The following is a 25,418-nucleotide window of genomic DNA, read 5'->3' as shown; positions in this document are numbered from 1 at the left end:
TATCCTCCTATTTCAAAGTGGTCCTTATAATCTGCTTCGTTTCCTCTATGACCTCGGAATTGATAAGTTTGCCGTCGCCCTGTACGAAGTATGGGATCTTAAGCTCGTAGGTTATCCTGTAACCCGCCATGTAGGGGTAGGCTTCCAGCTTGTACTGATAAGCGACGTAATCGGGTTTGATAAGCACAGGGTCGTCGCCTGTGTTGTCGATGCACTGCTTATAAAGCTCAGGCTCAAGAGTGGGGAACATATAGGTTATGATGTATTTCAGGCTGTCCCTTTTTTCGCCATTGAATACGTTTACATATTTGTTGGAGTTCCTGATGAGGCTTGTCAGATTATCCAGCTTGCCGTTGTATTGGAATGAATCCTTGAGAGTATAAACAGCGCAGTAGGTGTCATTCTCTTTAAGGGCATCAAATGCGTTCTGGATGTCGTATTTGATGTTGGTGGATGTATCCAGAGGCTTAGGTCCAAACAATGAAAAGCCTCTGCTCATCACTTCTGCGAACTTGTTAGGCAGTGTCAATGCCATCTTGTTGTTCTGGATGTAATAGGGCAGCTTTGCCTCTGTGTAAGCCGTTCTGTTAGTTCCTATGGGCTTTTTGTCTTGATTGCCAAAGTATGCCAGAGAAATGAAATTGCCTTCAGGAGACTTAGTCCCGCGCACACCTGTCCAGCCCTCCACATGCTCGTTGTACATGAACTTATAGAACTTCTGCATCGAAGAGTATGAGGCAAGCCTCTGACCAACCATATTGGCTATATCGCCCTGTGTAAATGCGACATCCCCGTATCCTTTGGTCGGAACAAGGATGTTCTTTGTGACAAGTTCTGAAGAGAGGTCGTATTGAGTGACTGCATCTTCAGCATAAGCGAGAGCTGAGCTGATACATAGTATCATGACTAAAAGCAACCTTTTCATGTTCACCTCGTAATATAATACATAGAATGAATAGAAATATAGAGTAACAGACAAATAAAGTCAATTATGATGTAGTATCATCTATGTTTATCGTTTTGGAAAAATAATATATTTCCGTATGGAAATAAACGAAGCCAAAATGACTGAATTCATGGAAATTCTAGCTGTAAACATCAAGAAGCTGCGCAAGGCGAAGGGCTACTCTCAGGAGAGGCTGGCTGAGCTTGCTGGGCTGCATCCCACCTATGTGTCACATCTGGAAACCGGCAAAGCGAATCCCACAGTTGCGATACTTCTGAGTCTGTCCGAGAGATTGGGCGTGAACGTTGAAAGGCTGTTGATGCCTGAGACTGACTTTCTTGCTGATGAAACGTTGCAGAAGCTGCAGAAGAGTCTTGAGACTGCCGACAGCGGGAAGAAGGCGGCGGTTACCGGAATACTTTCTGAACTCGATAAGCTGATATAAAAAAAGAGAAAGCAGAAGCCTTCTCTTATTTATTCTTTTGCTTATGTCTGCTATTCAACAGCAGTTGTGCGCCTATTCCAAGTACTCCGACAATCATGAGGAAAATAAAGATTGGTGATGTAATCAGTTCCATAGTGTCCTCCTTATGTACTCTATATTATAAATCACAAAAATATATTGTCAATAATCTAAAATATGTAGAAGACTAATCTATTCAGCGTCATCTTTGACACTGAAATACTCAGGAAAATCCCATCCCATTGCTTTGCAAAGAACGTAGTATGACTTGAGAGTTATATTGGCCTCTCCGCTGAAAATACGTATTGCCTGGTGGTTGCTTAGTATTTTTCCAAGCGAATAGGTTGTGTGCTTCTTTTTAATTTCTTCTAAATATTCGGGTTTAAGTCTTATTTCCATATAACAAGAATAAACATCAAAAGAGTAAAAATCAAATTATTTCATTGACATGACGCAATTGAATGTTTATTATTAAACATGTTTAAAAATAAACGTGTTCTTGTGAGAACAGTGGCGGTGTGCGATGGTTGAATATCTTGGTGAGTTTGTAGTCATACATAAGGAAGTTGTCAACTCTGACGGCAGGTGTTTGAAACTACATGTTTCTGGTCCAAAAGGACAAGAAGTTGCCTACTGCAAAGATAATATCGATGCCACACTTCGTATTCTGGCTGATTACAGTGAAATCAGTATCGACGGTGTCAGGATTAAGAATAGGAAAAACGGTAGGATCAGCATTTCCAGAGTAAGAATAGGTCTGAACAAGCTTTATGAAAAATACATGCAGAAGTTTGTGGATTACAGTTTTAATCTGCAGGATGACATGTGTAGTAGGCTATTCCGCATGATTCATCGAGACAGAAAGCTAATGAGGTTGTTTGTAGATGCGCCGGAGTCGAATGACAGTAAATATAATTACATTGGCGGTCTTCTGGTTCATACCTGCGAGCTTTTTGAGACAGCAGAACTATTTGCGAAGATGGATCGCATTGGAAAATATATAAATTATGACCATCTCATCATGGGAATTATGCTTGTTAATATTGGAAAAGCCAAGTGTTACAGGATGACAGAGCGAGGCTTTCAGGTCACGCACACAGGTCTTTATGTCGGTGCTGTTTCTTCATCGCATAAGATATTGTTAGAGAATGCTGCCAAGATGATTGAGATCGATGAGCCGGTTCTTCAAAAACTTGAGAATATCATTCTTCATCATTCTCCAGATGGGAATGTGCTGGCGAGATCTGTTGAAGCGCGGATTATTTATGACTTGCAGAATGACAGGGTAACAGAGGTGCGAAAGAATATGCAGGCTCATCGACGCATTGTTTCATGTTCGATATGGAATATGAGCGACAATTGCTCTGATGTTGGATAGAGTTGGGATTGTTTTGGGTCTCAACTGGGATTGCGATGCCCGATATTGGGTTACATGAACCCCCGTCCTGTGCGGTTAGTTAACACTGAATTTCAGAGTGGAAATGAGGCTAAAATAATAGTTATTAAAATAATTAAATGCAATACTATATAGTTTTCATTATGACCTAACGTTCAGAATTTTTAGCAACCAGTTAGCAGCTCCGTGAACGCCGGCCGGCGTTCCTGCAAACGCCGCTCGGCGTTTCTGGAAACGCCAGCGTTATCCAGTATTATATACTTCGTATGTTTTACAGTTTCTATTTCGAGCGAAAGCGATTTCTATTTCTCCATTTTTTAAAATAAAACAACTAGTTTCTATGCAAATGAATTTAGTCAGTGTAAAAATCGACAGTGATTTTATTCGGCTTCTTTGGGAAAGATTTATGTGCAAACTAAAATTATAGCTGTCAGTAATATCATCCATTGATATGCGGTTTTTTCCTATGTCATGGCGTTGCAACTCTGGTATGGCGTTGTGAGAGCCTATGAGCCTGTCTGTGACGAAAAATAGTTTGGGAGTTGGAGTTTTGTGTTTATGAACGCAAATTGCGTTAGAAGCGAAAATACGGATAATAGATAAAGAGTACTAAAACAAACATATTTAATTAATAGTTATATTTATGCTGCGTTGAAAACACCGTCAATAATGGAACAAAACCAGTCACAGTTAGACTCCTTGTAATATTGTTAAAGTTAGATTTCTTTATTTACTATTTAAACGCATACACTTTACTGCTTTCATGAATTTCCTTAATATACTTCAAGGCTGATTGGTGAGGTAACTTTATGGTATTAATCAGATGGTTATAAATATGAGCATACTCGTTTCTTATATTTGACGCAAATATGCCAGTATCGTCTGTTCCGAGGACGATGGGGGGCAAGGTGTCGCAATTGTTAACTTTATTCAATCCGAGCCATCTCCATATATGATGTTCTGAGTATTGGCTGTAATAACTTATTCTAACATTACTTGTTGGTAGGACTTCCATTACGATTTCTTTCTGGTGCATATATTTCTGGAGAATTATTTGCAACTTCCACAGGTCATCCAGACTGAACAGGCCTAATGTTTCAATTTTTTCTTTAATATCATATCGCTTTTTTATCGATTGTGTATAGTAAGCTTTCAACAGGTCTGACTGTATTTTATCCGGCTTTGCCTGACAGCAGGCTACCGTTTCAGTTGAGTAGTCGTTATGCCCTAGAGAACTTTCAACAGGAAACATATGAAAAGGGCAGAACTTTCTGAGCTTCCATGCACCGATTAAAGCTCCTATATGAAAATAGTTCCCATATATTTCCGATGCTTTTTTTTCAGCTTCAAAGCGGAGTTTACTGGACAAATTGACAAGAGAGCCGTCATCGTATTTTTCAATTAGGAAAATTGAGAATAGTAAGTCATCCAACCATTCACCTTTGTTCAAAAATAGAAAATTCCCTGTGTGACCGTGCCATAATTCAGGGCTGATTCCCATTGCAGTGCCGTGCCCGATTCTGTCTCCTGCTTTTAAATCGAGAAAATCAACAGCCTCGTACATAGCTCTGAGTCCACCTACGATATGATGGAAATCTTCGCCCGCATGGTATGTGAAATGACTGAACCCATTATTTCTCAAGTGTCTGTATATCGGGGCAAAAACTTCAGGCGGTGTTTCCAACTCATTGGATGCAGCGTCAACTCCGGTGAGGTATTGACCGTGCTCTGTGTGGTTTTTGGTTACAATAAGGGCAGCAGCCTTCTGCCATAGAGACTTACGTAATCTTGTATGAGGAATAAAGAAGTCATCGGTATCAGTTGATATATTGGAATCACTTTGTTTTATAAAGTGAGCTACGAGCTTTAATTCTATATGGTCGGAGTCAACTTTTAGGTCATCGTAACGGCTCTTAATTTTTTCTTTATATTTTCCCCATCCAGAAAGTATAAGGTTTATCTGCTCTCTGTTTTTCTGCGGTGTATCTTTCGGAGCGAACCGTCCTTCAATCATTTTAAAGTTATTCTGTTTGTATCCTCCCAATTGAAAAAATCGCCTTGCATAAGTTTCTTCTGGTGTTTCACGAAACTTGTTAAGTGTGATTTTTTGGAATTGGTCAAAACCGCTCTGATGAATCTGTTGAACAAGGAACTGGTTAATGAAACCCAAAATGAGGAGGTAGTGGTGGAATATTTTTGCCAGAGTACTGCTTTGGTGTGTATGAATGTGGTCTAGTGCCAAGATATACATCAAGGCTTCCATTGTTTCATCACGCCAATTGCTGTCTGGGTCAGAATAGGAGCTAAACAGCAGAGTCATAGGGTGTCTGTCACTGACTTTTATGTAGTTTTCACATTTTATAATGCCATAAGACGCAAGTATTGTTCTTACGATATCATGTCTGAGTTCAACTGCGGCTTGCAGGCGTTGATAGAGAACGTCCGGTGTAAAACCATTTTCCGTCTGTTCAATCTGTTCTATGACTTTTTGGTTATGGCTTGCACTCATTAGGCCTTTTTTGACTTTTTCAGGTGTCTGTAGAAAATAGTGCCATGCTATATCGGTTTCTGTTGAACCGTTCAAGTGCATGTGCAGATCGTAAAGACCACCATTTTCTTCAATGAAACTATCCAGATGAATGAATCTTGGTGAAGGAATACATGTGTAAATAGTGTGCGGTTTCAAATACTCTATAGTAAATTCTGATATACAACAGACTTTCGTCTGGCTTTTGCAGTATTTAGTGTCCCATAAAAAAGCACAAACAAGTATCAGTGGGGGGCATAAAGTCAGTAACTCTTGCCAGTCCGAAAAGCTTTCAGTCTTTACATAGACAAGATCCTTAAAAATTGTCAGATGCTCGGAGCCGAGTTTTGTTAACCCTTTGGTCAGAAGTGAATTTATATCATTGATTCCGCCCAGTACATATTCGTAACCGTTATTGTAATAATGATCAGGCAAATTTCTGTTGAGTGAACGTTCGTTGAGCACCATTCTTCTTTTAATATCTTCAAATTCCGGTTTGCCATTACCTGTTTCGTAATCTTTTAACGAATTTATATCAAAAAGAATTTGTCTTAACGATGGTGTGTTACTCATTGTTTTTTGCTATTCCTGCTCTTTATTGTATTAATAAGTGAGCTGACTGTTTTTATTGATGGTAAACGATAGGGGAATTGTATATCTTCATTAACTTTGTCTTTTATTTCGTATAATATATTGTTATTTCTTGGATTAATTTTTTTCATATCATACCCTGAACGGACTAGATAAGTTTCGAATATTTCAATGTGTTTGTTATTGTATACTCCAATATTTGGCTTTTCACCGATTCCTTCGTTGTTATCGGCGGTACTCGAAGGGACATTTTTAGTATAAATATCAACTTTCATCAGCTTTGCATGTATATTGAATTCTTCGCTGTTAATATCCGATTCTTTGTAGTTACTAATCTTTTTGAGTGTTTCTTTATCAAGATAAACAGTGATTAGAGGACATGTGAGTATCCATTCGAAGAAAGGCAAGTTCAATCCATCTATTCCAGCCAGTGTTTTTAACGCATTATCAAACAGCCCATCGGTATCTGTGGGGTTAGTTCTTTGGATTCTTATTTCTTTGCTGTTCTCATCCAGTTCTTCAACTAAAATTGAATATAAAAATACAATCAACACTCTGTGAATGTATTCGCCTAGTTTTTGATACTGCTTTTCATCAATACGTAAAAGGGCATAGAAAAACCTAGTTGATATCCTGCCTAGTAGCGTGGGCGAAATATTAATAGGTTCGCTGGAGCTAATCCACTCACTGATTATAGTGGCTAACTCATTGAGCTTAGTGTTTGTATTTTTCTGATTATGTGATTCCTCAATTTCATCTGTCTCAAAGTTATCGTTAACTTTTATAGGCATCTTTGATGCCCAATCAGGATACAAGAAGTCTTTTATTTGTCCTAATTTAGATAATTCTGACTCAATAATTTCTGAGTTTAAATATGCTGACTCGTAATATTTATTTATCAGCCTATTTAAAACTCCGATTAGTTTATGTACTGAGAAAACAGGAATGGTCTGTCCAGAAGCATTTGATACGTTAACAATTGTTAACATTGCCAATACCCATTCGACATTTTCTTCATCTTTAGTAATGATTTCGTCAATTCTCTTTTTATTTATTCTTTTTCTAGATGTTTTATAGTATCCATAGAGAGCTGCTGTGCCCAGATAATTTCCCATATCATCAAATGATAGAGTTTCTTTTGCGTTGAATATAGCGTTGTAGCTTTTGAGGGCTCTGATATAACTTGTTGAGGCACTGGCGATAGACACCAAAGATTTATCTTGCCATGTGCCTATATGATTTAGATAATCATTCGAGGTTGGGATATTTGTGACAGGGTAAGTTGCTTGCCCGGTGGTTGCTTCAATACGCTTGATAAAGTTTGTGGAGAAACCAATTCTTATTAAGTAGTCAAATATTGTTGAGGGATTATTTTCAAAACTGTTATTAAGTACAAAACTTAACATAAGCTGCGAACCGTTAATATTCTCGTTGTTTGAGAAAAGCTCAAACGAAAAACCACCGTAAAGAATAAAGTTCTTAAGCAAATAATGAAGTGATTCCTGCATAATATTGCTTCTGTTATTGCGTAAATTGAAAATATTGATGCCGCATCTGTCAAGTTCCGTCCAGAAAATATCAAACATAGAATTAATAATTATTTCTTTGTTCTTGGTTTTACTATAGATATACATCAATTGTTTTTGTTTACGAATTGGTTGAGACGTAACGTATTCATAGTATCTGCCGAATCCGGATCTAATACCAAAAAGGTTAAAAAATTCGCTGTAAAAGCTTGCCAGGTCTTGTATTATTGCTGATTGAGATGTGTCAATGTGTTTTATTTTTATTGAGAAATAACTCCCTTTGTTGAACAGGGAATCGAGCATAATTCTTCTTTCAGGTTTAAGTATTTTGAGCATATATTGCTCTTCAAGTTCAGATACTGTGTCATCGTATCTCATAGGGTTTCGAATAGGCTCATTGTATCTTCCCGTATATTGAACAACATCATTTTTTATTAAGTCTTCGCCAAAATTTTCCCATTGATGCTTTCTGACAAGTAAAGAGTAAAGAGAAATATCTCCTGTCATTATTGTGATTAATTGTGGGATGGCAAGATACTTTCTTAAGACTTCAAGAACAGACCACCCCTTTTCAAAATTTGTGTCGATGTCGTCAAAAGCTACCATGAAGATTTCTTTATCTAGTAGCGTAAGACTGTTTTTCATGAACGTTGATAAATTTGACTCGAGATTATTTGCGGCATGGACATTAGATAACCCTTTTTTCATTATGTAATCACTGTCATGCCAGTCGGAAGTACGCATGTCGCCGCCAATGCCGTCAAGCCCTTGCAAGCCATCTGCTAGTGCTTTCAAAGATTCTTCCCATGCTCTGTATTGCGCATCAATTTTATCGCATTGATTCTTGACGGATATGCTGCATTTGACTTTCTCTTTAATCTTGGAAATAATATTGATCAGAATGTTGCTTTTATCTTCTATGAGTGTTGGGTCTATAGGTGCGATTAACTCTATTTTTTTGTCAGAAAGAATAGTCCCCGATTCGATTTCTTTGAATAAACTTAAAATAAAAGTTGTTTTTCCTGTGCCCCTTCCCCCGGAGATCAGAATGGTATCATGAGGTCTTATGGCTGAAAATGCGTTTTGGTAATCTTTTATATTTTCAAGCTTTGTGAGTGACTCCTGAATTAGCTCAATTATTCTTTTTCGTTGTTTTATGTGAATCCATTCGTTTGTATTACTGACTGCATATGCGTCTCTCTCGTCGTTTAAGTTGATTATAATTTCATTTCTAAGTTTTCTTACCATTCTTTGCTCCTAATATCATATTTGTAATAATAACATTTAAAAAATCAATTTCCAAATTGAATGTTTTATAGTTGTTTTTAAGCTGAAGTGGTTTTGTGAGGCATCAATGCTAGACAGAGTTGGGATTGTTTTGGGTCTCAACTGGGATTGCGATGCCCGATATTGAGTTACATGAACCCTAGTGCTGTGTGATTAGTTAACATAGAATTTTAGAGTAGAAATGAGCCTGAAATAATAGTTATTAAAATAATTAAACGCAAAACTATATAGTAAAAATTATGAGATAATGTTCAGAATTTTTAGCAACCAGTTAGCAGCTCCGTGAACGCCGGCCGGCGTTCCTACAAACGCCGCTCGGCGTTTCTAGAAACGCCAGCATTATCCACTATTATATACTTCGTATGTTTTACAGTTTCTATTTCGAGCGAAAGCGATTTCTAATTCTACATTTTTTAAAATAAAACAATTGGTTTCTATGCAAATGAATTCAGTCAGTGTAAAAATCGACAGTGATTTTATTCGGCTTTTTTGGGAAAGATTTATGTGCAAACTAAAATTTTAGCTGTCAGTAATATCATCCATTGATATGCGGTTTTTTCCTATGTCATGGCGTTGCAACTCTGGTATGGCGTTGTGAGTGGCTGTGAGCCTGTATGAGACGAAAAAAAGCTTGTGAGTTGGAGTTTTGTGTTTATGGATGCAAATTTCGTTAGAAGCGAAAATACGGAGAATAGAAAATTCACGCTGAAATAAACGTATTTTAACTTGTAGTTATTAAATAGTGCTTTCAATCTCAGTCATATTATTCTTAATAAGGAGTATTTCGCTGGAACACCAAGTTTTACCTGCTTTTTTTGCAATGAGTTGTCCCCGGTTGACCATGACACGAAGAGAGTCTGCTGTGTAGCCCATAGATGGCGCAATATCTGCAATAGGGCTGATTTTTACGCCTTTATTCTCAAGAGTATTGCATATGAAAGTGTCTAAACTATAAAGAAGAGAATCATAAATAATGCCCGTCATAAGCTCTGCGTTGCCTTCATCTTTTATCAGGTTGTCAATCCTGTAAAATGAATCTCTGAAATTCAGGCTATTTCCAAGTTTTGAGTCGAACTCTTCAAGTGCGGCATAATATTTGTTTCTGTCGTTATCTGCTCCTTTGATGATAACGGGAGGTAATCCCGATGCAATAAGCATGCAGTTTAGGAATATTCTTCCGGTTCTGCCGTTGCCGTCAGCGAAGGGGTGTATCGCCTCGAAAAGACAATGAAGTTTTGCAATAGAGTTAATGTATGTAGAGAGCTTTATTCCGCCTGCCATATAAGCCTTTCTCGACTTTATGATATGTTCAAGGAAATGATTTTTTATGAGATATTCAATGTCAACGTAGTCTGGCGGAGTGTGTTTTGAGCCTGTTATTACGATATGATCTCTGCGGAAACCTGTGTCGTTGTCTCCTTGGCGCAGAGTGGAGTTGATGGTTTTGATGATTGCGGAGGTAAGGAACGAGTCTGTTTTGTCCACGTAGTCGTTGTATGCGAGTCCGTAGAATGTATTGGCAGCTTGGTGGTAGTTGACAGCTTTGTCAACATCGTCACTATTGTTTTTATATTTCTTATTGCTGAACACATCTTGGAGTGATTTCTTATCTACGAAATATCCTTCAATTAATATGGAGTTTCTTGTCTCTTCTGTGAGCAGATACAGCCATTCGTTATTGGTTACGACTGGCGAAGATATGCCGCCGAGTTTATTCAGTAAGGAGAGGCGAGGGTTTAAGAGTTCATCTGAAATGTTTTGCATCTTGTTACGCTCGTAAAGACAGTTTTAATGTAACTGACTATATTGTAACAAAATTGTCCTTGTTACGCTAGGGATAAAATTATCAAACGTAACAAAGAGCGAGAGGCGCAAATTATTTTATAAGTATTTTGACTGCAATCTCTATTTTGTGTGATTGGCTTTGAATCTGGCTTCAGTTAAAATGGCGTTGTTGATTGTGTTGAAGCAGTTCATGAAGAAACATAAATAATATTGCCTTCAGTGTCAAAACGAAATTAATTGCGTATTGATACCCATATTTACGTTTAATAAGCAGCAAATTGCATGTTGGAACGTTGATTCTTGCGCCGGGTTGAATATTTAAACAAAAAAAGCACCGGATCGCTCCAGTGCTTTTGAATGTATTCTTTATATTTATTAATTATTGTGTTGCTATTTTTTAATTTAAAATTGTCGACTTTCAGGGTGAAAGTTGGTGTCTAAACAATATTAATGTTTAGCGTTTAGGTTTAATATTTTGGTTTCTTAGACGCTATCCTGTTGAGATAGGTCTGCAGGTCTTTTGCCGTGTAAAAAACGTTTCCACCGTCTTTACGGTAGCGAGGACCTCGGCCGATACACCGCCATTTTGCGAGATTCGCAGGAGTGGTGTGTAGTAACGCAGCAGTTTCCTCGATGCTGAATGTTGCATCAATTCGAGAAAATTTCTGCTGATTGGTAATTTCAGCGATGAGCTGATGGGACAATTCGAAAAATTTCCTATCGATATAGGAATTGTGTTTGCGCATAATAATGTGCACGATGCGTAGGAACAGAATGTTCATATGTTGCTCCGTATAAAACGCATAACATATTAATATTGCTAGATAAATTTTGTTGTGGTGTTTTTTTATTGTTATAATGTTGAATAGTGGGAAAATCAGACATCTAGTGTCCGCTTAAAGACGCAACATCTGTGCGTTTATTCGCCGTAGCGATTCCACCCCGTTGAGCTGGTGGTTATACGTGTCCTCAATTAAATTGATGACTTCATATTTTAGTTCGATTTGTCTTGTTTGTCAATGCGTTTCTTGACAATAAGCTCGCTCATTTCTCTAAGTCTGGCAGGGTTGACATGTGTATATTTTAATGTTGTTTTTGCGTCTTTATGTGTCATTAGAGCCATGATATCTCTCATTTCGGTTTGATTAAAGTGGAGTTGTGTTGCAAAATTATGACGGAGATCGTGTAGTCTGAAATTTGTTAATCCAGCCATTTCTTTAATTTTTTTCCAATGTTTTGAAATGTTTACCCAGTTTTTATCGTTTTTAGACGTGAAGACAAATTCTGAGTCTGAGCCATTTGCCATTTGTTCGGCTAAAACAGTTTGGGCAGCAGAGTTAAGTACAATTGTATCAAGGGAGCTGTCCTTGTTGGTGAACTGTATGGTCCATAAATGCGTATCTATCTGTGACCACGTGAGATTGAGAATAACAGATTTGCGCATGCCAGTATGGAGATACAGAGTGATCATATTGGCTATTGTTTTGTTTTTGTACTCGGCGAGAACATTTAATAGAGCGTCAGTTTGTTTGTCATTCAGATACCGTATTAATGTGTTATCGTATTTTGCCAACTTTAAATAGTGAAAATCTGCGGGATTGTTTTTTAAAAAATTATGCTGATATTTCAGGTAATTAAATATTTGTCGTATGATTTTAATATGGTGCTCAGCGGTGGCAGGAGCCATAATTTTTCCGTTTCTCGTAGGTGATTTCAAGAGCTTATTATAAAATTGCTGAACGCGTGCAGCTGTTATTTCATTTAAGATCTTATCGCCAAATTCAGGGAGAATTCGGTAACTTAAACGACTAATGTCTGCTTTGATACTACTTTTCCCATTAGCGAAATCTCTGAGATATAACTCTGCCGCCTCTCTGAAAGTCATGAATGCCCCAATGTCTTTTGTTATGCCGTGTTTGCGCAACTTCATGTTAGCTGAACGTATTTCATTGGCATAAGCTATGGTGACGCCTTCGGATGCCCACCCAATTTTTGTTCTGAACGTTTTATATTTGCCGTCGACCGTTTTTCTCTTTTCAGAAAAATAGTAGCAACGATCCGGTTTACTGTTGTGTGTTTTTTTCGCAGATTCGTAATAGACGACACCAGGGTAATTAGTTGTAATAAATTTTACTCCCATGACTCACCTCATAAATCAATATAGTGTTTTTTAGAGGATTTGTCAAATAAAAAGCTCTTATTTAATAGTCATATAGCTTGAATTTCTTTGCGCCATATTTGCGCCAAAAAGGGTAATCCAGAGAAATTATCAGTAACTTAGAGTAATTTTGAATTTTTAGGATATTTCTGATAAGTGATTGAAAACATTGGTAAAACAAACGCCCCCGGCATGACTCGAACATGCGGCCTCTGGATTAGGAATCCATCGCTCTATCCGCCTGAGCTACGGGGGCGTGAAAGAAATTTCTATATATTGAGGAACTTTTTGTCAAGTTATTTCTTTTTTCTGAAAAGTCTGCTATGTTGTTGCCATGAAAAAACTAATCATTACTGCAATTCTCATGTTATCAGCTATTTACGGCGCATTTGCCGATATGCCCGCCATAGACAAAAATATCGTGTCGAAACGTATGGTCATGGTCGGGTTCCATGCAACAGACTATAAAGACGAAGAGCTGAAAGAGCTTAAGCAACAGATAGAAAACGGACTTGTGGCCGGAGTCGTGTTCTATGGATACAACATCGAATCAAGACGTCAGGTCAAAAGACTCATTGCGGAGCTGAACAGCCACAACAGATCATTCGTTCCCCTTATGATGGCTGTGGACGAAGAGGGCGGCCGGGTACAGAGGCTCACGGTTGACAAAGGTTTTGTTGAAGAGCCTACTGCCCAGTACATCGCAAGGCATATGACGCCTGACCAGGCGGAGAAAGTTTATGAGCTAACCGCCAGAGACCTTGCCGACGTTGGTTTTAATGTGAATTTCGCCCCCGTTATCGACCTGAACATCAACCCTGCGTCCCCTATAATCGGCGGCATCGAACGCAGCTATTCATCAAACGTTGATACTGTCGTGGCTTATGCCAAGGCTTTTATAAACGCCCACAGAAAATACGGTGTGATAACCTGTCTTAAGCATTTTCCCGGGCATGGAAGCTCTAAGAAAGACTCTCATCAGGGCTTTACTGATGTCACGGACACATGGAACGATATAGAGCTTGAGCCTTTCCAGAGGCTTATCTCCGACGGCTACGCAGACATGATTATGACTGCGCACGTTTTTAACGGCGGAATCGACCCCGACTATCCCGCAACACTCTCCAAAAAGACCATTTCGCTCCTGCAGGACATGGGCTACAAAGGCATAATCATCAGTGACGATCTGCAGATGGGAGCCATAGCCGACAACTACAGTTTCGAAGATACCGTTAAACTGGCGGTTGGCGCAGGAAACAACATACTGCTGTTTTCCAACTACTTTTTTTATGAAAAACGATACCCTGAAAAAGTCCGTCAGGTACTGGGGATTCAGGTCAATTAATTATCAGATTTTCTAATGACATGCCCGAAGGTTTCTGATATAAAAAATCTTCCGCTACAGGTGCGTCCATTTTCAGAAATAAACAATAAAAGGTGTCTTTAAATGAAAGCAAAAGTGTATGTGAGGCTCAAAAACGGCGTCCTCGACCCTCAGGGCCAGACAATTCAAAGCTCAGTTGAGAGAATGGGTTATGATTTTGCAAAAGAGGTAAGGGTCGGCAAAGTGTTTGAGATAGAGGTTGAAAGCGAGGCCTGCCGCAAGGACCTTGAGAAAATAGCATCTACAATGCTTGCAAACATGATCATTGAAGAATACAGCATAGAGTTTGAGGCGTAAGCATGAAAGCCGGAGTTGTTGTTTTTCCGGGGTCAAACTGTGACCACGACTGCTATCATGTGCTTAAGCACGTCATCGGTGCGGACACGGTTTTCCTCTGGCATAAGGATACCGACCTTCAGGGTGTTGACCTCGTTGTCTTCCCCGGCGGGTTTTCATATGGCGACTACCTGCGCTGCGGTGCAATTGCGAAGTTTTCGCCCATAGTTAACGAAGTTATCAATTTCGCCGGAAACGGCGGTCATGTGCTTGGAATCTGCAACGGATTTCAGGTGCTCACAGAATCGGGTCTTCTTCCCGGCGCACTCCTGCGCAACAGAAGCCTGAAATTCAAATGCGAATATGTAAACCTGCGTGTAGACAATACGGACACCCCCTTCACCAACCTTTATGCGGCTGGCGAAGTTGTGCGTATCCCCATTGCCCATGCGGAGGGTAATTACTATATAGATGCCGACGGCCTTAAATCGCTGGAGGACAACAGACAGGTTGTTTTCCGTTACTGCGATGACAACGGCACGGCAGAGGACGATTCAAACCCCAACGGCTCACTGGGCAACATTGCGGGAATAGTTAACAAGCAGGGCAACGTTCTGGGTATGATGCCCCACCCCGAAAGGTGTGCGGAGGGTGTTATGGAGACCAGAGACGGTTATTTCCTGTTTGAATCCATAGCAAAATTTATCGGGGGCTGCAAATGAGCGTATACGAAAAATTCGGTTTCCCCGAAGTAACTGCCGAGGCGGCGAAGGGCATGGGTCTTTCCGCCGAAGAGTTTGCGGGTGTTAAGAAACTTCTGGGCAGAACGCCCAACTATATAGAGCTTGGCGTAATCTCATCGATGTATTCCGAGCACTGCAGCTACAAGTCAAGCCGTGTGCATCTGGCAAAATTCCCCACAAAGGCACCGTGGGTTGTTCAGGGCCCCGGCGAGAACGCAGGCATCATCGAGGTCGACAACGACGGCCTCTGCGTATGCTTCAAGGTTGAATCCCACAACCACCCCTCATTCATCGAACCTTTTCAGGGAGCGGCAACAGGGGTAGGCGGTATCCTTCGCGACGTTTTCACCATGGGCGCAAGACCCGTTGCTGCTATGAACTCACTGCGTTTCGGAAAACTGGACAAACCTAAGAACCGTCAGATATTTGAAGGCGTTGTGGCGGGGATCTCTCACTACGGCAACTGCTTCGGCGTTCCCACAGTTGGCGGCGAGGTATATTTCAACAGCTGCTACGACGGCAATCCGCTGGTAAACGCATTCGCTCTGGGCGTTGTCCGCAAGGAGAACATCTATCTGGCGAAGGCGGAAGGTCTCGGCAACCCCGTTATCTACGTCGGTGCGAAGACCGGACGTGACGGAATCCACGGCGCAACCATGGCCTCCGAGGAGTTCAACGAGAACAGCGAGGCTAAACGCCCCAACGTACAGATTGGCGATCCGTTCAAAGAAAAACTTCTGCTTGAGGCCTGCCTTGAGCTTATGAAAACAGACTTCATTGTAGGTATTCAGGACATGGGAGCCGCAGGGCTTACCAGTTCCTCCTTTGAGATGGCCTCCAAGTCGGGTTCGGGCGTAAGGCTTGATCTGGACAGGGTGCCCATGCGTGAGAAGGGCATGAATCCCTATGAAATAATGCTTTCCGAGTCACAGGAGCGTATGCTTATGGTGGCGAAGAAAGGATATGAAGACAAAGTTAAAGAGATCTTCGATAAATGGGATCTGGATGCCGTTGTTATAGGTGAAGTTACCGATGACGGCTATGTAAGGCTGTTCTGGGAAGGCGAAGAGGTTGCGGCTCTTGAGGCGGCTCCTCTGGCCGACGAGGCACCCAAATATAACAGACCCTATTCAAGACCCGACTATATGGACGAGCTTCAGCGTCTGCCCAAAGTAGATGCGCCTGCAAATCTCCAGAAAGTTCTGGAAACTCTGCTTGCCAACGAGACCATAGCATCCAAAAGATGGGTATGGGAGCAGTATGACCACATGGTTCGTGTGGGCACTGTTCAGCTTCCCGGTTCGGATGCGGCCGTCATCAGGCTTAACGAGTCAGAGAAGGGCGTTGCCATATCAAGCGACTGCAACAGCAGATTCTGTCTGCTCAACCCCTTTGAGGGTGGAAAAGCGGCGATAGCCGAATCAGCCAGAAACGTCGCCGTCAGCGGCGCACGCCCCAGAGCCTTCACAAACTGTCTGAACTTCGGAAACCCCGAAAAGCCTGAGATAATGTGGCAGTTCGTTTCGGCGGTGGAGGGTATGGCGGAAGCGGCAAAAGTGCTTGAAACACCTGCCATCAGCGGAAACGTTTCCCTTTACAACGAAACAGAGGGCAAACCCGTACACCCCACACCCACAGTGGTTATGGTGGGCGTGTTCGACGACGTTACAAAGCGCATCGGCTCATACTTCAAAAGCATGGAGAGCGCAGTCTATCTGCTGGGTGAGAACACAGGCTACATGGGCGGAAGCGAATATCTGGCATCCATCCACGGACTTGAGCGCGGCGATGCTCCCGAGGTCGACCTTGAGCGTGAGAAGGGCATAATCGATTTCATGTGCGAAGCGGCCGACAGAAGACTTGTCAAATCTGCCCACGACATATCCGAGGGCGGTATTGCGGTTGCTCTGTGCGAGATGTGCTTCGGCGGCGGAAACGTCGGCGTGAACGTTAAGCTGGAGAGCGGAATACGCAATGATGCACTGCTTTTCGGTGAAAACCACGGACGTGTCATACTTGAGATAGATGTTAACAACGCACAGGCCATAACAGCCCTTGCGGAAAAATATAATCTGCCTATATCGAAGATTGGGCGTACATGCAGCGGACTTATCGAGATATCCAACAAAACCGACAAACTGATTTCATCAAAAGTGTCGGAACTCGAAAAAATCTGGAAAAACAGCATCGGAGATAGAATGAAATGATTTTTGATAAATTTCACGAAGAATGCGGGGTAGCGGGAGTACACGGAAACAGAGAGGCGGCAAATCTTGTCTATCTGTCGCTGTACTCGCTTCAGCACAGGGGTCAGGAGGGAGCGGGAATAGCCGTTACCGACAGATCGAAGATCGTGTATGAAAAAGGCATGGGTCTTGTGGCCGATATTTTCAGCCAGGAGAAGCTGGACAAGCTTCAGGGCGATATCGCCATCGGGCACAACAGATATTCCACCACAGGGGTCTCAGCCCTTGCGAACACCCAGCCCATAACCGTTACCATCAATTTCGGTCAGATATCGCTGGCACACAACGGAAACATTGTTAATGCCGACGAGATAAAAGAGGGTCTTGTTGCCAGAGGAGCGATCTTCGGTTCAACATCCGACTCTGAGGTCATAGTCCACCTCATTGCAAAATGCGGCAAGGACAACCTTATTGACGCTATCACCGATTCTCTGCGCAGGCTGAAAGGTGCTTTCTCGCTGCTTATCATGACAAAAGACAGAATGATAGGCGTGCGTGATGCCATGGGCATGCGTCCGCTGGTTCTTGGCAAACTCAAGAACAACGGATACATCCTCGCATCGGAAACGGTTGCGCTTGATCTTATTGAGGCCAGCTTTGTCCGTGAGATTGAGCCGGGCGAGATGGTCATAATCGACGACGACGGCATCAAATCCATTTTCCCCTTTGAAAAGACAACACCTAAGCCCTGCATATTCGAGCATATTTACTTTGCACGTCCTGATTCCTATCTTTTCGGACGCAACGTTTATGAGGTTCGTAAAAAATTCGGCAGATGGCTTGCGAAGGAGACGCCTGTTGAGGCGGACGTGGTTATCCCCGTTCCGGATTCAGGTGTCGTTGCCACTCTCGGCTATGCCGAAGCGAGCGGCATCCCTTTTGAGATGGGTCTTATGAGAAACCACTATGTGGGCAGAACCTTCATCGAACCCAGCCAGTCCATCCGTCACTTCGGAGTTAAGATAAAGCTTAACCCCGTAAGAGAGGTTATAGACGGCAAAAGGGTTGTTGTGGTTGACGACTCCATCGTAAGGGGAACCACCAGCCGTAAGATCGTAAAAATGCTTCGTGAGGCGGGCGCAAAAGAGGTGCATATGCGCATCAGCTCACCCCCCACTGCATTTCCCTGCTTCTACGGTATAGATACCCCCACAAGAAAAGAACTTATCGCTTCGACACACACTGTCGAGGAGACCAGAAAATACATCACTGCGGACAGCCTCGGCTATCTGAGCATAGAGGGTCTTATGGACTGCGTGGGCAGCGAGAACTACTGCCATGCTTGTTTTTCCGGCGAATACCCCACCATGCATAAAAACAGTGAGTAGGAGTTTTTTGTATGAATGACGTTATAGTAATCCGGGTTTTCGGCAGCAGTATGGAGTTTGTCTCCGGCTGAGGCCCCTCGTTTTCGCCCGCAGGCTGCGGGTCAAGACAGGATCCCTACGAACAGATGTCATACAAGCTGGATGCGCTTCTGAACAGCGAGTTCGGCCCGGACAGAGTGGATTTTAAATATGTTGATGTTGCCTCTCCTGAGATTCTGGACTACATAGACGATATCGGTTCCATTGTCGAAGGAAGGCTGACCCTGCCCTATGTAACCATGAACGGCGAGCCGCTCTGCTGGGGACTTTCGGACGCAGGGGACATCATGACCAGACTGAAACTGAAACAACAGCAGTAAAGGCCGCCCTTCGGGGCGGTCTTTTTTTATTTCCCTTGTTCATAATGCAGATATCCCTTATACTTATAATTAGATATCTATGGAAAGGGACGATGACTGAAACACACTTCGCACCAGCCGAAAGAGACGACCGGAATTCCATACTGGAGATATACAATATCCTCTCGTCCGAACCGATCTTCAAAACCCTGATGGATAAAGTTGAACAGAACATACTGATATTAAACGATAAACGTCAGACTGTTTATGTAAACCGCACTCTTATGAATAATTATGGAATAGGGGATGCGCAGATAGTTCTGGGCTTGAGACCGGGCGAAATATTCCAATGCACCAACGCACTTACGGACGGCGGCTGCGGCACTGCCGTTTTCTGCAGAGAGTGCGGAGCGGTGAACGCCATTCTGGAAACCCAGCTGAAAGGTGAAGAGCGGATTGAGGAATGCGTCATAACCTCTGCGGACGGGGAAACCTATGAGCTTTCCGTCAGCAGCAAGCCCTTCGAGTTCAGAGGCATGCGCTATACTCTCTTCTCTATCTGCGATATAGGCCGCCAGAAACGCATGAATGTCCTTGAACAGATATTCTTCCATGACATCATAAACATAGCAGGTGGCATCCACTCCATGCTCCAGCTGATTCTGGAGGAGAAGCAGGCGAAAGAGCCTGAGCGTGAGAAGCTGAACAGACTTCTGATGGCCACCTCGGAACAGCTTATCAACGAGCTTTGTGCCCATAAAACTCTCAAGGCAGCCGAAACGAACGAGCTTCTGGTGAGCAATTCCGTATTCAGCTCGCTGGATGTTCTGAAAGAAGTTGTTTCCGTGGCAGAGAATATGAAATGTTCATTCGGTAAGGTAATATACTGTGATGCGGGTAATACGGATTTCCAGATCAATGCTGACGAATCCCTTCTGCGCCGTGTGCTTCTGAACATGCTTACAAACGCCATTGAGGCCTCGTCAATCGGAGATAAAGTGACTGTTTCCGTCTGCTGTAAGGGCGGAATAGCCGTTTTTGCCGTTCACAACAAGCAGGTGATCCCTCTGGAACACAGGCATCTCATTTTCAGAAAATCATTCACGACGAAAAAGAGGGGCTCCGGTCTTGGAACCCACAGCATAAAACTTCTCACCGAAAGATATCTCCACGGACGGGTTGATTTTCATACCGACGAGGAGAACGGCACGGTTTTCCGTGTACATATTCCTATAATATTATAAGTATTATCAATATATTCCGCTTCAGATGATCCCTGCGTCTATTCCTGTGTTTAACTATTTTCTGCTGAAATAATTTAAAATCCTATCATTCTGTAATTTTTCCTGATCATGGACACTCAAGGTTTGTAATTGAAATAATTGATTTTATAGCTATACTATTTTCAAAATGCACATATAGGCCTTATTAATTCAGATTGCAGGAGACTTTTGCATGTTCGCTAAATCATTGAGAATGAAGATTTCCTTATTGGTTCTTCTCCCCGTAATGATAGCTACTCTGACAGTAGGTATCTCAAATATCCTTTCAATAAAAAACGAAAGCGCACTGGAACTGGAACAGACCAGAGAAAGACTTATGACCGAGAAAAAGAACGAGCTGAAACAGCTGGTGGATCTTTTTCTTTCTGCCGCAAACACTATTCTTAAAGATCCTGACCTGACAGAGGAGGAGGCGGCGAAGAGGGTGCAGTATCTCGCATACAGCATAAACTTCGGATCCGACGGATATTATTTCCTCTATCAGCCGGACGGTGTTCTCATTGCAAACCCCATGACGCCGGAACTGGAGGGCAAGAATAGAATAGACGTTAAAGATGATGAGGGCGTGCCGTTTATCAGGCAGATGATAGAAGAGGCGCAGAAGGGAAGCGGATATGTTCCCTATAAAAAACTCAAAAAATCCAAGAACGCCATAATGCCGAAACTCAGCTATGCGGCGATGATCCCTGAACTTAACTGGATGGTGGGAACAGGTTTCTACATTGATGATGTGGACGACAAGCTCGCCGCAATTCAGGCGGAATCTGCTGAAAGGGTCAACAGGCTCATAATATGGACAGTTGTAATATCCGCTGCCAGTGCTGTGCTTTCCGTTCTGCTGGCAGGTTTTCTCCTCCGCTCCGTAATAAACAATATCAAAAATGTCGGTGAAGTTCTGGGCGAAATATCTTCCGGCGAGGGAGATCTCACAAAACAGCTCCCCGTGAACAGTCAGGACGAGGTCGGCAGACTTTCGGTCTATTTCAATACGTTCCTTATGAAACTGAAAGAGATAATATCATCCATACAGTCCTCGTCACAGTCGGTGGCTTCAGGCAGTGTTGAACTGGCATCTGCAACAGAGGAGCTGTCTGTCACCATAAGAGATCAGGCGGCGCAGATTTCGGGCGTTGCGGCGGCCACAGAGCAGATAAGCATTTCATCGGAGCAGATCGCAGTGAACCTCAGCAACAACGTTAAGCTGGCCGACAAGACCGAAAAGAACACCGAAGAGGGCAGCAGAATGCTCCAGAAGGCCGTTGATGAGGTCGTGGTTATCAAAAGCAGGGTGGACGAGCTTGGACAGGCAATCGGCCGTCTGGCGGATTCATCTCAGGAAATAAACGTAATACTGAACGTTATCAGCGACATCGCAGACCAGACAAACCTGCTGGCTCTTAACGCCGCCATTGAGGCCGCAAGAGCAGGGGAGCACGGAAGGGGCTTTGCGGTGGTTGCGGACGAGGTGCGCAAACTGGCGGAAAGAACCCAGTCTGCCACAGGCGAGATAAGCGTTATAGTCGAGAACTTCCGCAAGGAGTCCATGAAAGCCTCAGGAGACATGGGGACAGCCCTTAAACACGTCGACTCAGGCGTGGATACCATGAAGTCCATATCGTCGTTCTTCGATGAAATAGTGGCTTCTGTGAAGGCAATGAACGACATGAACGGAGTAATTGAAACATCTATCCGTGAGCAGCTTTCGGCCATCTCCGGAATAAACGATAATACGCAGACAATTTCCGCAGGAATAGAGCAAAGCTCAAACGCACTGCACGAGATATCCAGAACGGTTAATGATCTGGAGATGCAGTCTAATGATATGATGGTTATGGTCGGCAAGTTCCGGGTCTGATTTCAGGTTATACCGCATCGCGCTTCTGCGTTGAAGGTTTAAAAATCGTCATCATGTACTTCTATGTACACTCAGCCGATTTTTAAACCTTCGCCTTGACCCGCTCGGGTCTAACCTGAAATTTATATTTTGCGCTTATAACCTTTACAAAGACGTACACTGCGCATATTTTTTCTCACACGCCTTGAACTGCTCGGTTCTAAGCACAAACAAGAACAATATAAAGCCCGCTTATGCGGGCTCAGACTGATGACAAAGTCGATTTTTTTGTTTTATCTCCCCCTTTAATAAAGGGGGACCAAGGGGGATTTACATTTAATACCAATGAAAATCCACCCCAGCCCTCCTTTCCGGCTAGCCCGGTGCAGAAACAGTTGCATAAAATAGTGCAAATGTTTTGTCAAAGGAGGGAGCAATGCAGTTATTTTAGTGTATCAACAACCTGAGCCCGCTTATGCGGGCTTTTTTAATGATATGCTTTAACGTCGGGATATCCGGTGACATCGTTAGATAAAAAAAGCCCCGCCGGAGCGGGGCTTTGTAGTTACTTAACGTAGAATTGCTGAAGTGCGGGATTGACCTCAATCTTGGCCTTTTTCTTAAGTGCCGCGATGTAGTCGTTGACCGCTTCGTCCTGCTTAACACTGAGCAGTGATGTGGATATCTGCTCTTTCAGTGTGGCGGATACGGGAGCCGCAGGAGGAGCGATGCTGACCACCTGAACAAGGTAGACGTTCGCACCTACTGTGTAGGGCTTGGCCAGAAATGAACCGGGCTTGGATGCGAAAACAGCGTCCATAAGGTCGTTGTTCATGCCCAGACCCTCGATGGGTTCGTTTCTGTTGAAAGCCTTTGTTGTGGTAAAAGATTTACCGGCCTTAGCAGAAGCCTCTTCGATGGTTTTGGATTTTGCAGCCTCAAGAGCGGCCTTCTCAGCGGCTTTAACACTCTGTTCAGCGTTATATTCCATTGCGACCCTGTTCTTTATCTGCTCATACTTAGGGATGTATGAGGGGAACTTGTCGGTCATTTCAAAGATTACTTTTTTGTCGTCAAAGTCAAGGATCTGGCTGATCTCAGTTTTTGTCATAGCCATGATTCTTTTGGCAAGGTCGGGTTTTCCGGCAAGGGGTGAACCTTCGCCTGTCTCTGTCACGCCTTCAAGTTTAGCAACGGGGAGTTTGCCGCCGTTCTTTTTGTTGTAGGCCGTGATGTTGGATTCGGATACGATCTCTTTGTATTTGTCGAATACAAAGCTCTTGAATGCGGCCTGACCCTTCTCTTTTTTAATAAGGTCGATTATCTGAGCTTTTGCCTGCTCTTTTGAGGGGCTTGCCTCTATTTTGTGGTCGATTGTTTTTATGATGTGGAAGCCGAAATCTGTTTTAACTATGTTCGATACTTCGCCGTTTTTAAGTCTGAAAGCTTCAGTTTCAAACTCAGGAACCATCTGACCTTTGCTGAAATAGCCAAGGTCGCCGCTCTGCTGACCGCTTGAGTCTGCGGAATACTTTTTAGCCATCTCTGCGAAATCAGCTCCGGCCTTTATCTGAGCCAGAACATCAGCTGCAAGCTTCTGCTTAGCGTCAACGTCGGCTTTGTTGGTCCAGTCTTCAACTCTGAAAAGGATGTGTGAAGCTTTAACGCTTTCGGGTTGAGTGAGAGTCGCTTTATTTCTCTGGAAATAGTCGTCAACCTCTTTGTCTGAAACGGGAATGTCCATGTTCTGAACAACAGAGGGGTCAAAAACCAGAGCTATGAAGTTAGCTTTCTCGGGGACTCTGTATTCTTCTTTGTGTTCGTCATAGTATTTTTTAAGAACTGCATCATCTGTTACGTTTGTAAGATAGCTGTCGGCGTTGAAAGCTATAAAGTTAATAACAGCAGTTGAGCTGCGGTATTTGTATTCGTTTTCGATCTCTTTGGGAGTAACGGCCACGCTGCCTTTAATAACTTCCGTCATCTTCTGGCTGGTGATGTCGTCTTTAACCTTCTGTTCGAAAACGGCGGGGGTCATTCTGTTTCTGGCGAGAATCTCTGTGTACTGTTCGATATTGAACTGACCGTCAGTCTGGAAAGACTGCATGTTCTGGATAGCCATCTGAACTTCGGCATCCGAAACGGGTATGTTGAGTCTTTTGGCTTCTTCAATGAGAAGTGCCTGAGCGATAAGCTCGTTTACGACCGTTTTCTCAAGAATGTTGTCCTTGGTAAGCTCGTCTGCCTGAGCTCCGAAGAGGCTGCGGAAGTTTTCTCTCGTTGCGTCAAGCTTCTGGCTGTAGTCCGCATCGGTGATAACTGTTTCGTTGACCTTGATGGCAAAGTTGCTCTGGGCGATCTGGTCGCCTATGCCCCATGCAAAGAAGATCGTGCCTATGAAGGCTGCGATTACGAACCAAAGGGCGAATACGGTCAGTTTTTTCTGCTGTCTGAACTTGGAGATCATAATGAATACCTCGTGAGGTAGAATTTGACTGAACTGAATGTTATCCAGTTAAAAATTTAAGACCCGACAGGGTGACTCCGGCACACAAATTAACCCACTACCGTTGCTTTCTTCCGAACCTGGCGGGGTTCGCGGGAAACCTGTTGCAGAGACCCCATCGGGCCAGCCTGATATTCTCTTTTAAAACATCGAAACGGAGAGGGAGGGATTCGAACCCTCGGTACGTGTTAGCGTACACACACTTTCCAGGCGTGCTCCTTCAGCCTGACTCGGACACCTCTCCTTCGTGATTCCAAAAAGGAATCAAATGTATATCAGGCTTTCACTTTAATGTCAATAGTATGGTTTTATTATTCCCATATTTTTTAGGGGAGCCTATTTGACAATGATCTTGGCGGGCTTATCCGTCTTTTTGATTTTATAGTAAACGTATGGGGTCTGCCATTCTTTGTCACACTTTACAGGTTCAGCGTATACAACTATATATTTATCGGTCTCATCGATCCGGTAGACATTGATGCATGAGTCGCCGGCCTCCTTTCCCAGATATGCGGTCAGCAGGGAGAAATTACCGTAGTCGAAAGTTGCGGTGTTTTTGCTGACCAGCGCCCTTGCCTTGTGAAAAGCGGCATACTCCTCTTCGGAGTTGAATATTTTGACACCGTACACAGGCTTTGAGAAGGAGGCGAAACCTTCAACTTTTTCAAATGATGAAAGAGTGCTCCTGTCGCCCATTGCAAATGCCATCACCGCAGAAAGAATCAATAATGTTGATAATATGATTTTCATAATGCACCGTTGAGGTAATAGTTACTTTGTAGTAGCATACCATATATGATA

The 25,418-nt window shown here is 42.9% G+C and carries 19 protein-coding genes, 2 tRNA genes and 1 other RNA gene; 10 read left to right on the top strand and 12 right to left on the bottom strand.

Annotation, left to right across the window (positions count from 1 at the left end; genetic code table 11):
* Nucleotides 1-7: 7 nt before the first annotated feature.
* Nucleotides 8-925: a hypothetical protein gene (locus C8D98_RS12735; RefSeq protein ID WP_132874551.1), complete on the bottom strand. Its 918-nt coding sequence runs from the start codon at nucleotides 923-925 to the stop codon at nucleotides 8-10.
* 139 nt (nucleotides 926-1,064) lie between these two features.
* On the opposite strand from C8D98_RS12735, the gene C8D98_RS12730 reads away from it, so the two are divergent.
* On the top strand, nucleotides 1,065-1,391 hold the full coding sequence (locus C8D98_RS12730) for a helix-turn-helix domain-containing protein (protein WP_165871334.1): 327 nt from the start codon (nucleotides 1,065-1,067) through the stop codon (nucleotides 1,389-1,391).
* Nucleotides 1,392-1,601: 210 nt separating this feature from the next.
* Here the strand turns inward: C8D98_RS12730 and C8D98_RS12725 are convergent, their stop codons facing one another.
* On the bottom strand, nucleotides 1,602-1,808 hold the full coding sequence (locus C8D98_RS12725; protein ID WP_132874549.1) for a hypothetical protein: 207 nt from the start codon (nucleotides 1,806-1,808) through the stop codon (nucleotides 1,602-1,604).
* A 124-nt stretch (nucleotides 1,809-1,932) separates the two neighbouring features.
* Here C8D98_RS12725 and C8D98_RS12720 point away from each other — a divergent pair, with 124 nt between their 5' ends.
* Complete coding sequence (locus C8D98_RS12720; RefSeq protein ID WP_132874548.1) at nucleotides 1,933-2,787, top strand: hypothetical protein; 855 nt, start codon at nucleotides 1,933-1,935, stop codon at nucleotides 2,785-2,787.
* 751 nt (nucleotides 2,788-3,538) lie between these two features.
* Here C8D98_RS12720 and C8D98_RS12715 read toward each other — a convergent pair.
* From C8D98_RS12715 to C8D98_RS12690, 6 genes are all read right to left on the bottom strand, one after another.
* Nucleotides 3,539-5,905 (bottom strand): amidohydrolase family protein, encoded by a 2,367-nt coding sequence (locus C8D98_RS12715; protein WP_132874547.1) that lies wholly within the window; start codon nucleotides 5,903-5,905, stop codon nucleotides 3,539-3,541.
* Nucleotides 5,902-8,697 (bottom strand): P-loop NTPase family protein, encoded by a 2,796-nt coding sequence (locus tag C8D98_RS12710; protein ID WP_132874546.1) that lies wholly within the window; start codon nucleotides 8,695-8,697, stop codon nucleotides 5,902-5,904. The genes C8D98_RS12715 and C8D98_RS12710 overlap by 4 nt, the downstream gene beginning before the upstream one ends.
* 774 nt (nucleotides 8,698-9,471) lie before the next feature.
* Complete coding sequence (locus C8D98_RS12705) at nucleotides 9,472-10,500, bottom strand: Fic family protein (RefSeq protein WP_132874545.1); 1,029 nt, start codon at nucleotides 10,498-10,500, stop codon at nucleotides 9,472-9,474.
* A 488-nt stretch (nucleotides 10,501-10,988) separates the two neighbouring features.
* The gene (locus C8D98_RS12700) at nucleotides 10,989-11,303 is read right to left on the bottom strand and encodes a hypothetical protein (protein WP_132874544.1); all 315 of its coding nucleotides are present in this window, start codon (nucleotides 11,301-11,303) and stop codon (nucleotides 10,989-10,991) included.
* 212 nt (nucleotides 11,304-11,515) lie between these two features.
* Nucleotides 11,516-12,661 carry a tyrosine-type recombinase/integrase gene (locus C8D98_RS12695; protein ID WP_132874543.1) on the bottom strand — a complete coding sequence of 382 codons (1,146 nt, stop codon included), beginning with the start codon at nucleotides 12,659-12,661 and terminating at the stop codon, nucleotides 11,516-11,518.
* A gap of 200 nt (nucleotides 12,662-12,861) precedes the next feature.
* Nucleotides 12,862-12,935, bottom strand: a tRNA-Arg gene (locus tag C8D98_RS12690).
* Between the two features lie 78 nt (nucleotides 12,936-13,013).
* Here C8D98_RS12690 and C8D98_RS12685 point away from each other — a divergent pair.
* From C8D98_RS12685 to C8D98_RS12650, 8 genes are all read left to right on the top strand, one after another.
* Nucleotides 13,014-14,024: a glycoside hydrolase family 3 N-terminal domain-containing protein gene (locus tag C8D98_RS12685; protein ID WP_132874542.1), complete on the top strand. Its 1,011-nt coding sequence runs from the start codon at nucleotides 13,014-13,016 to the stop codon at nucleotides 14,022-14,024.
* A 102-nt stretch (nucleotides 14,025-14,126) separates the two neighbouring features.
* Entirely contained in the window at nucleotides 14,127-14,360 is a 234-nt protein-coding gene (purS, locus tag C8D98_RS12680; protein ID WP_132874541.1) for a phosphoribosylformylglycinamidine synthase subunit PurS, read from the top strand.
* A 2-nt stretch (nucleotides 14,361-14,362) separates the two neighbouring features.
* Nucleotides 14,363-15,061 carry a phosphoribosylformylglycinamidine synthase subunit PurQ gene (gene purQ / locus C8D98_RS12675; RefSeq protein WP_132874540.1) on the top strand — a complete coding sequence of 233 codons (699 nt, stop codon included), beginning with the start codon at nucleotides 14,363-14,365 and terminating at the stop codon, nucleotides 15,059-15,061.
* Nucleotides 15,058-17,289, top strand: a complete 2,232-nt coding sequence (gene purL, locus C8D98_RS12670; protein ID WP_132874539.1) for a phosphoribosylformylglycinamidine synthase subunit PurL — start codon at nucleotides 15,058-15,060, stop codon at nucleotides 17,287-17,289. Before purQ ends, purL begins: the two co-directional genes overlap by 4 nt.
* Nucleotides 17,286-18,656, top strand: a complete 1,371-nt coding sequence (gene purF / locus C8D98_RS12665; protein WP_132874538.1) for an amidophosphoribosyltransferase — start codon at nucleotides 17,286-17,288, stop codon at nucleotides 18,654-18,656. Before purL ends, purF begins: the two co-directional genes overlap by 4 nt.
* A 125-nt stretch (nucleotides 18,657-18,781) precedes the next feature.
* A complete protein-coding gene (locus C8D98_RS12660) occupies nucleotides 18,782-19,015 on the top strand; it encodes a hypothetical protein (RefSeq protein WP_132874537.1) in 234 nt (77 codons plus the stop codon).
* Between the two features lie 92 nt (nucleotides 19,016-19,107).
* A complete protein-coding gene (locus C8D98_RS12655) occupies nucleotides 19,108-20,238 on the top strand; it encodes a sensor histidine kinase (RefSeq protein WP_165871333.1) in 1,131 nt (376 codons plus the stop codon).
* Nucleotides 20,239-20,449: 211 nt separating this feature from the next.
* Nucleotides 20,450-22,132 (top strand): methyl-accepting chemotaxis protein, encoded by a 1,683-nt coding sequence (locus tag C8D98_RS12650; protein ID WP_132874535.1) that lies wholly within the window; start codon nucleotides 20,450-20,452, stop codon nucleotides 22,130-22,132.
* A 544-nt stretch (nucleotides 22,133-22,676) separates the two neighbouring features.
* Here C8D98_RS12650 and C8D98_RS12645 read toward each other — a convergent pair.
* The 4 genes from C8D98_RS12645 to C8D98_RS12630 form a co-directional block, all read right to left on the bottom strand.
* Nucleotides 22,677-24,578, bottom strand: a complete 1,902-nt coding sequence (locus C8D98_RS12645; RefSeq protein ID WP_132874534.1) for a SurA N-terminal domain-containing protein — start codon at nucleotides 24,576-24,578, stop codon at nucleotides 22,677-22,679.
* Nucleotides 24,579-24,639: 61 nt separating this feature from the next.
* Nucleotides 24,640-24,738: signal recognition particle sRNA small type (gene ffs, locus C8D98_RS12640), an RNA gene on the bottom strand.
* A 34-nt stretch (nucleotides 24,739-24,772) separates the two neighbouring features.
* Nucleotides 24,773-24,861: transfer RNA gene (locus tag C8D98_RS12635), tRNA-Ser, on the bottom strand.
* 92 nt (nucleotides 24,862-24,953) lie between these two features.
* Nucleotides 24,954-25,367, bottom strand: coding sequence for a hypothetical protein (locus tag C8D98_RS12630; protein ID WP_132874533.1), 414 nt, complete (start codon nucleotides 25,365-25,367; stop codon nucleotides 24,954-24,956).
* Between the last annotated feature and the right edge of the window lie 51 nt (nucleotides 25,368-25,418).

The organism is Seleniivibrio woodruffii (assembly GCF_004339245.1).
GTDB classification, from domain to species: Bacteria; Chrysiogenota; Deferribacteres; order Deferribacterales; family Geovibrionaceae; genus Seleniivibrio; species Seleniivibrio woodruffii.
This window is presented reverse-complemented; position numbering and strand designations above follow the sequence as displayed.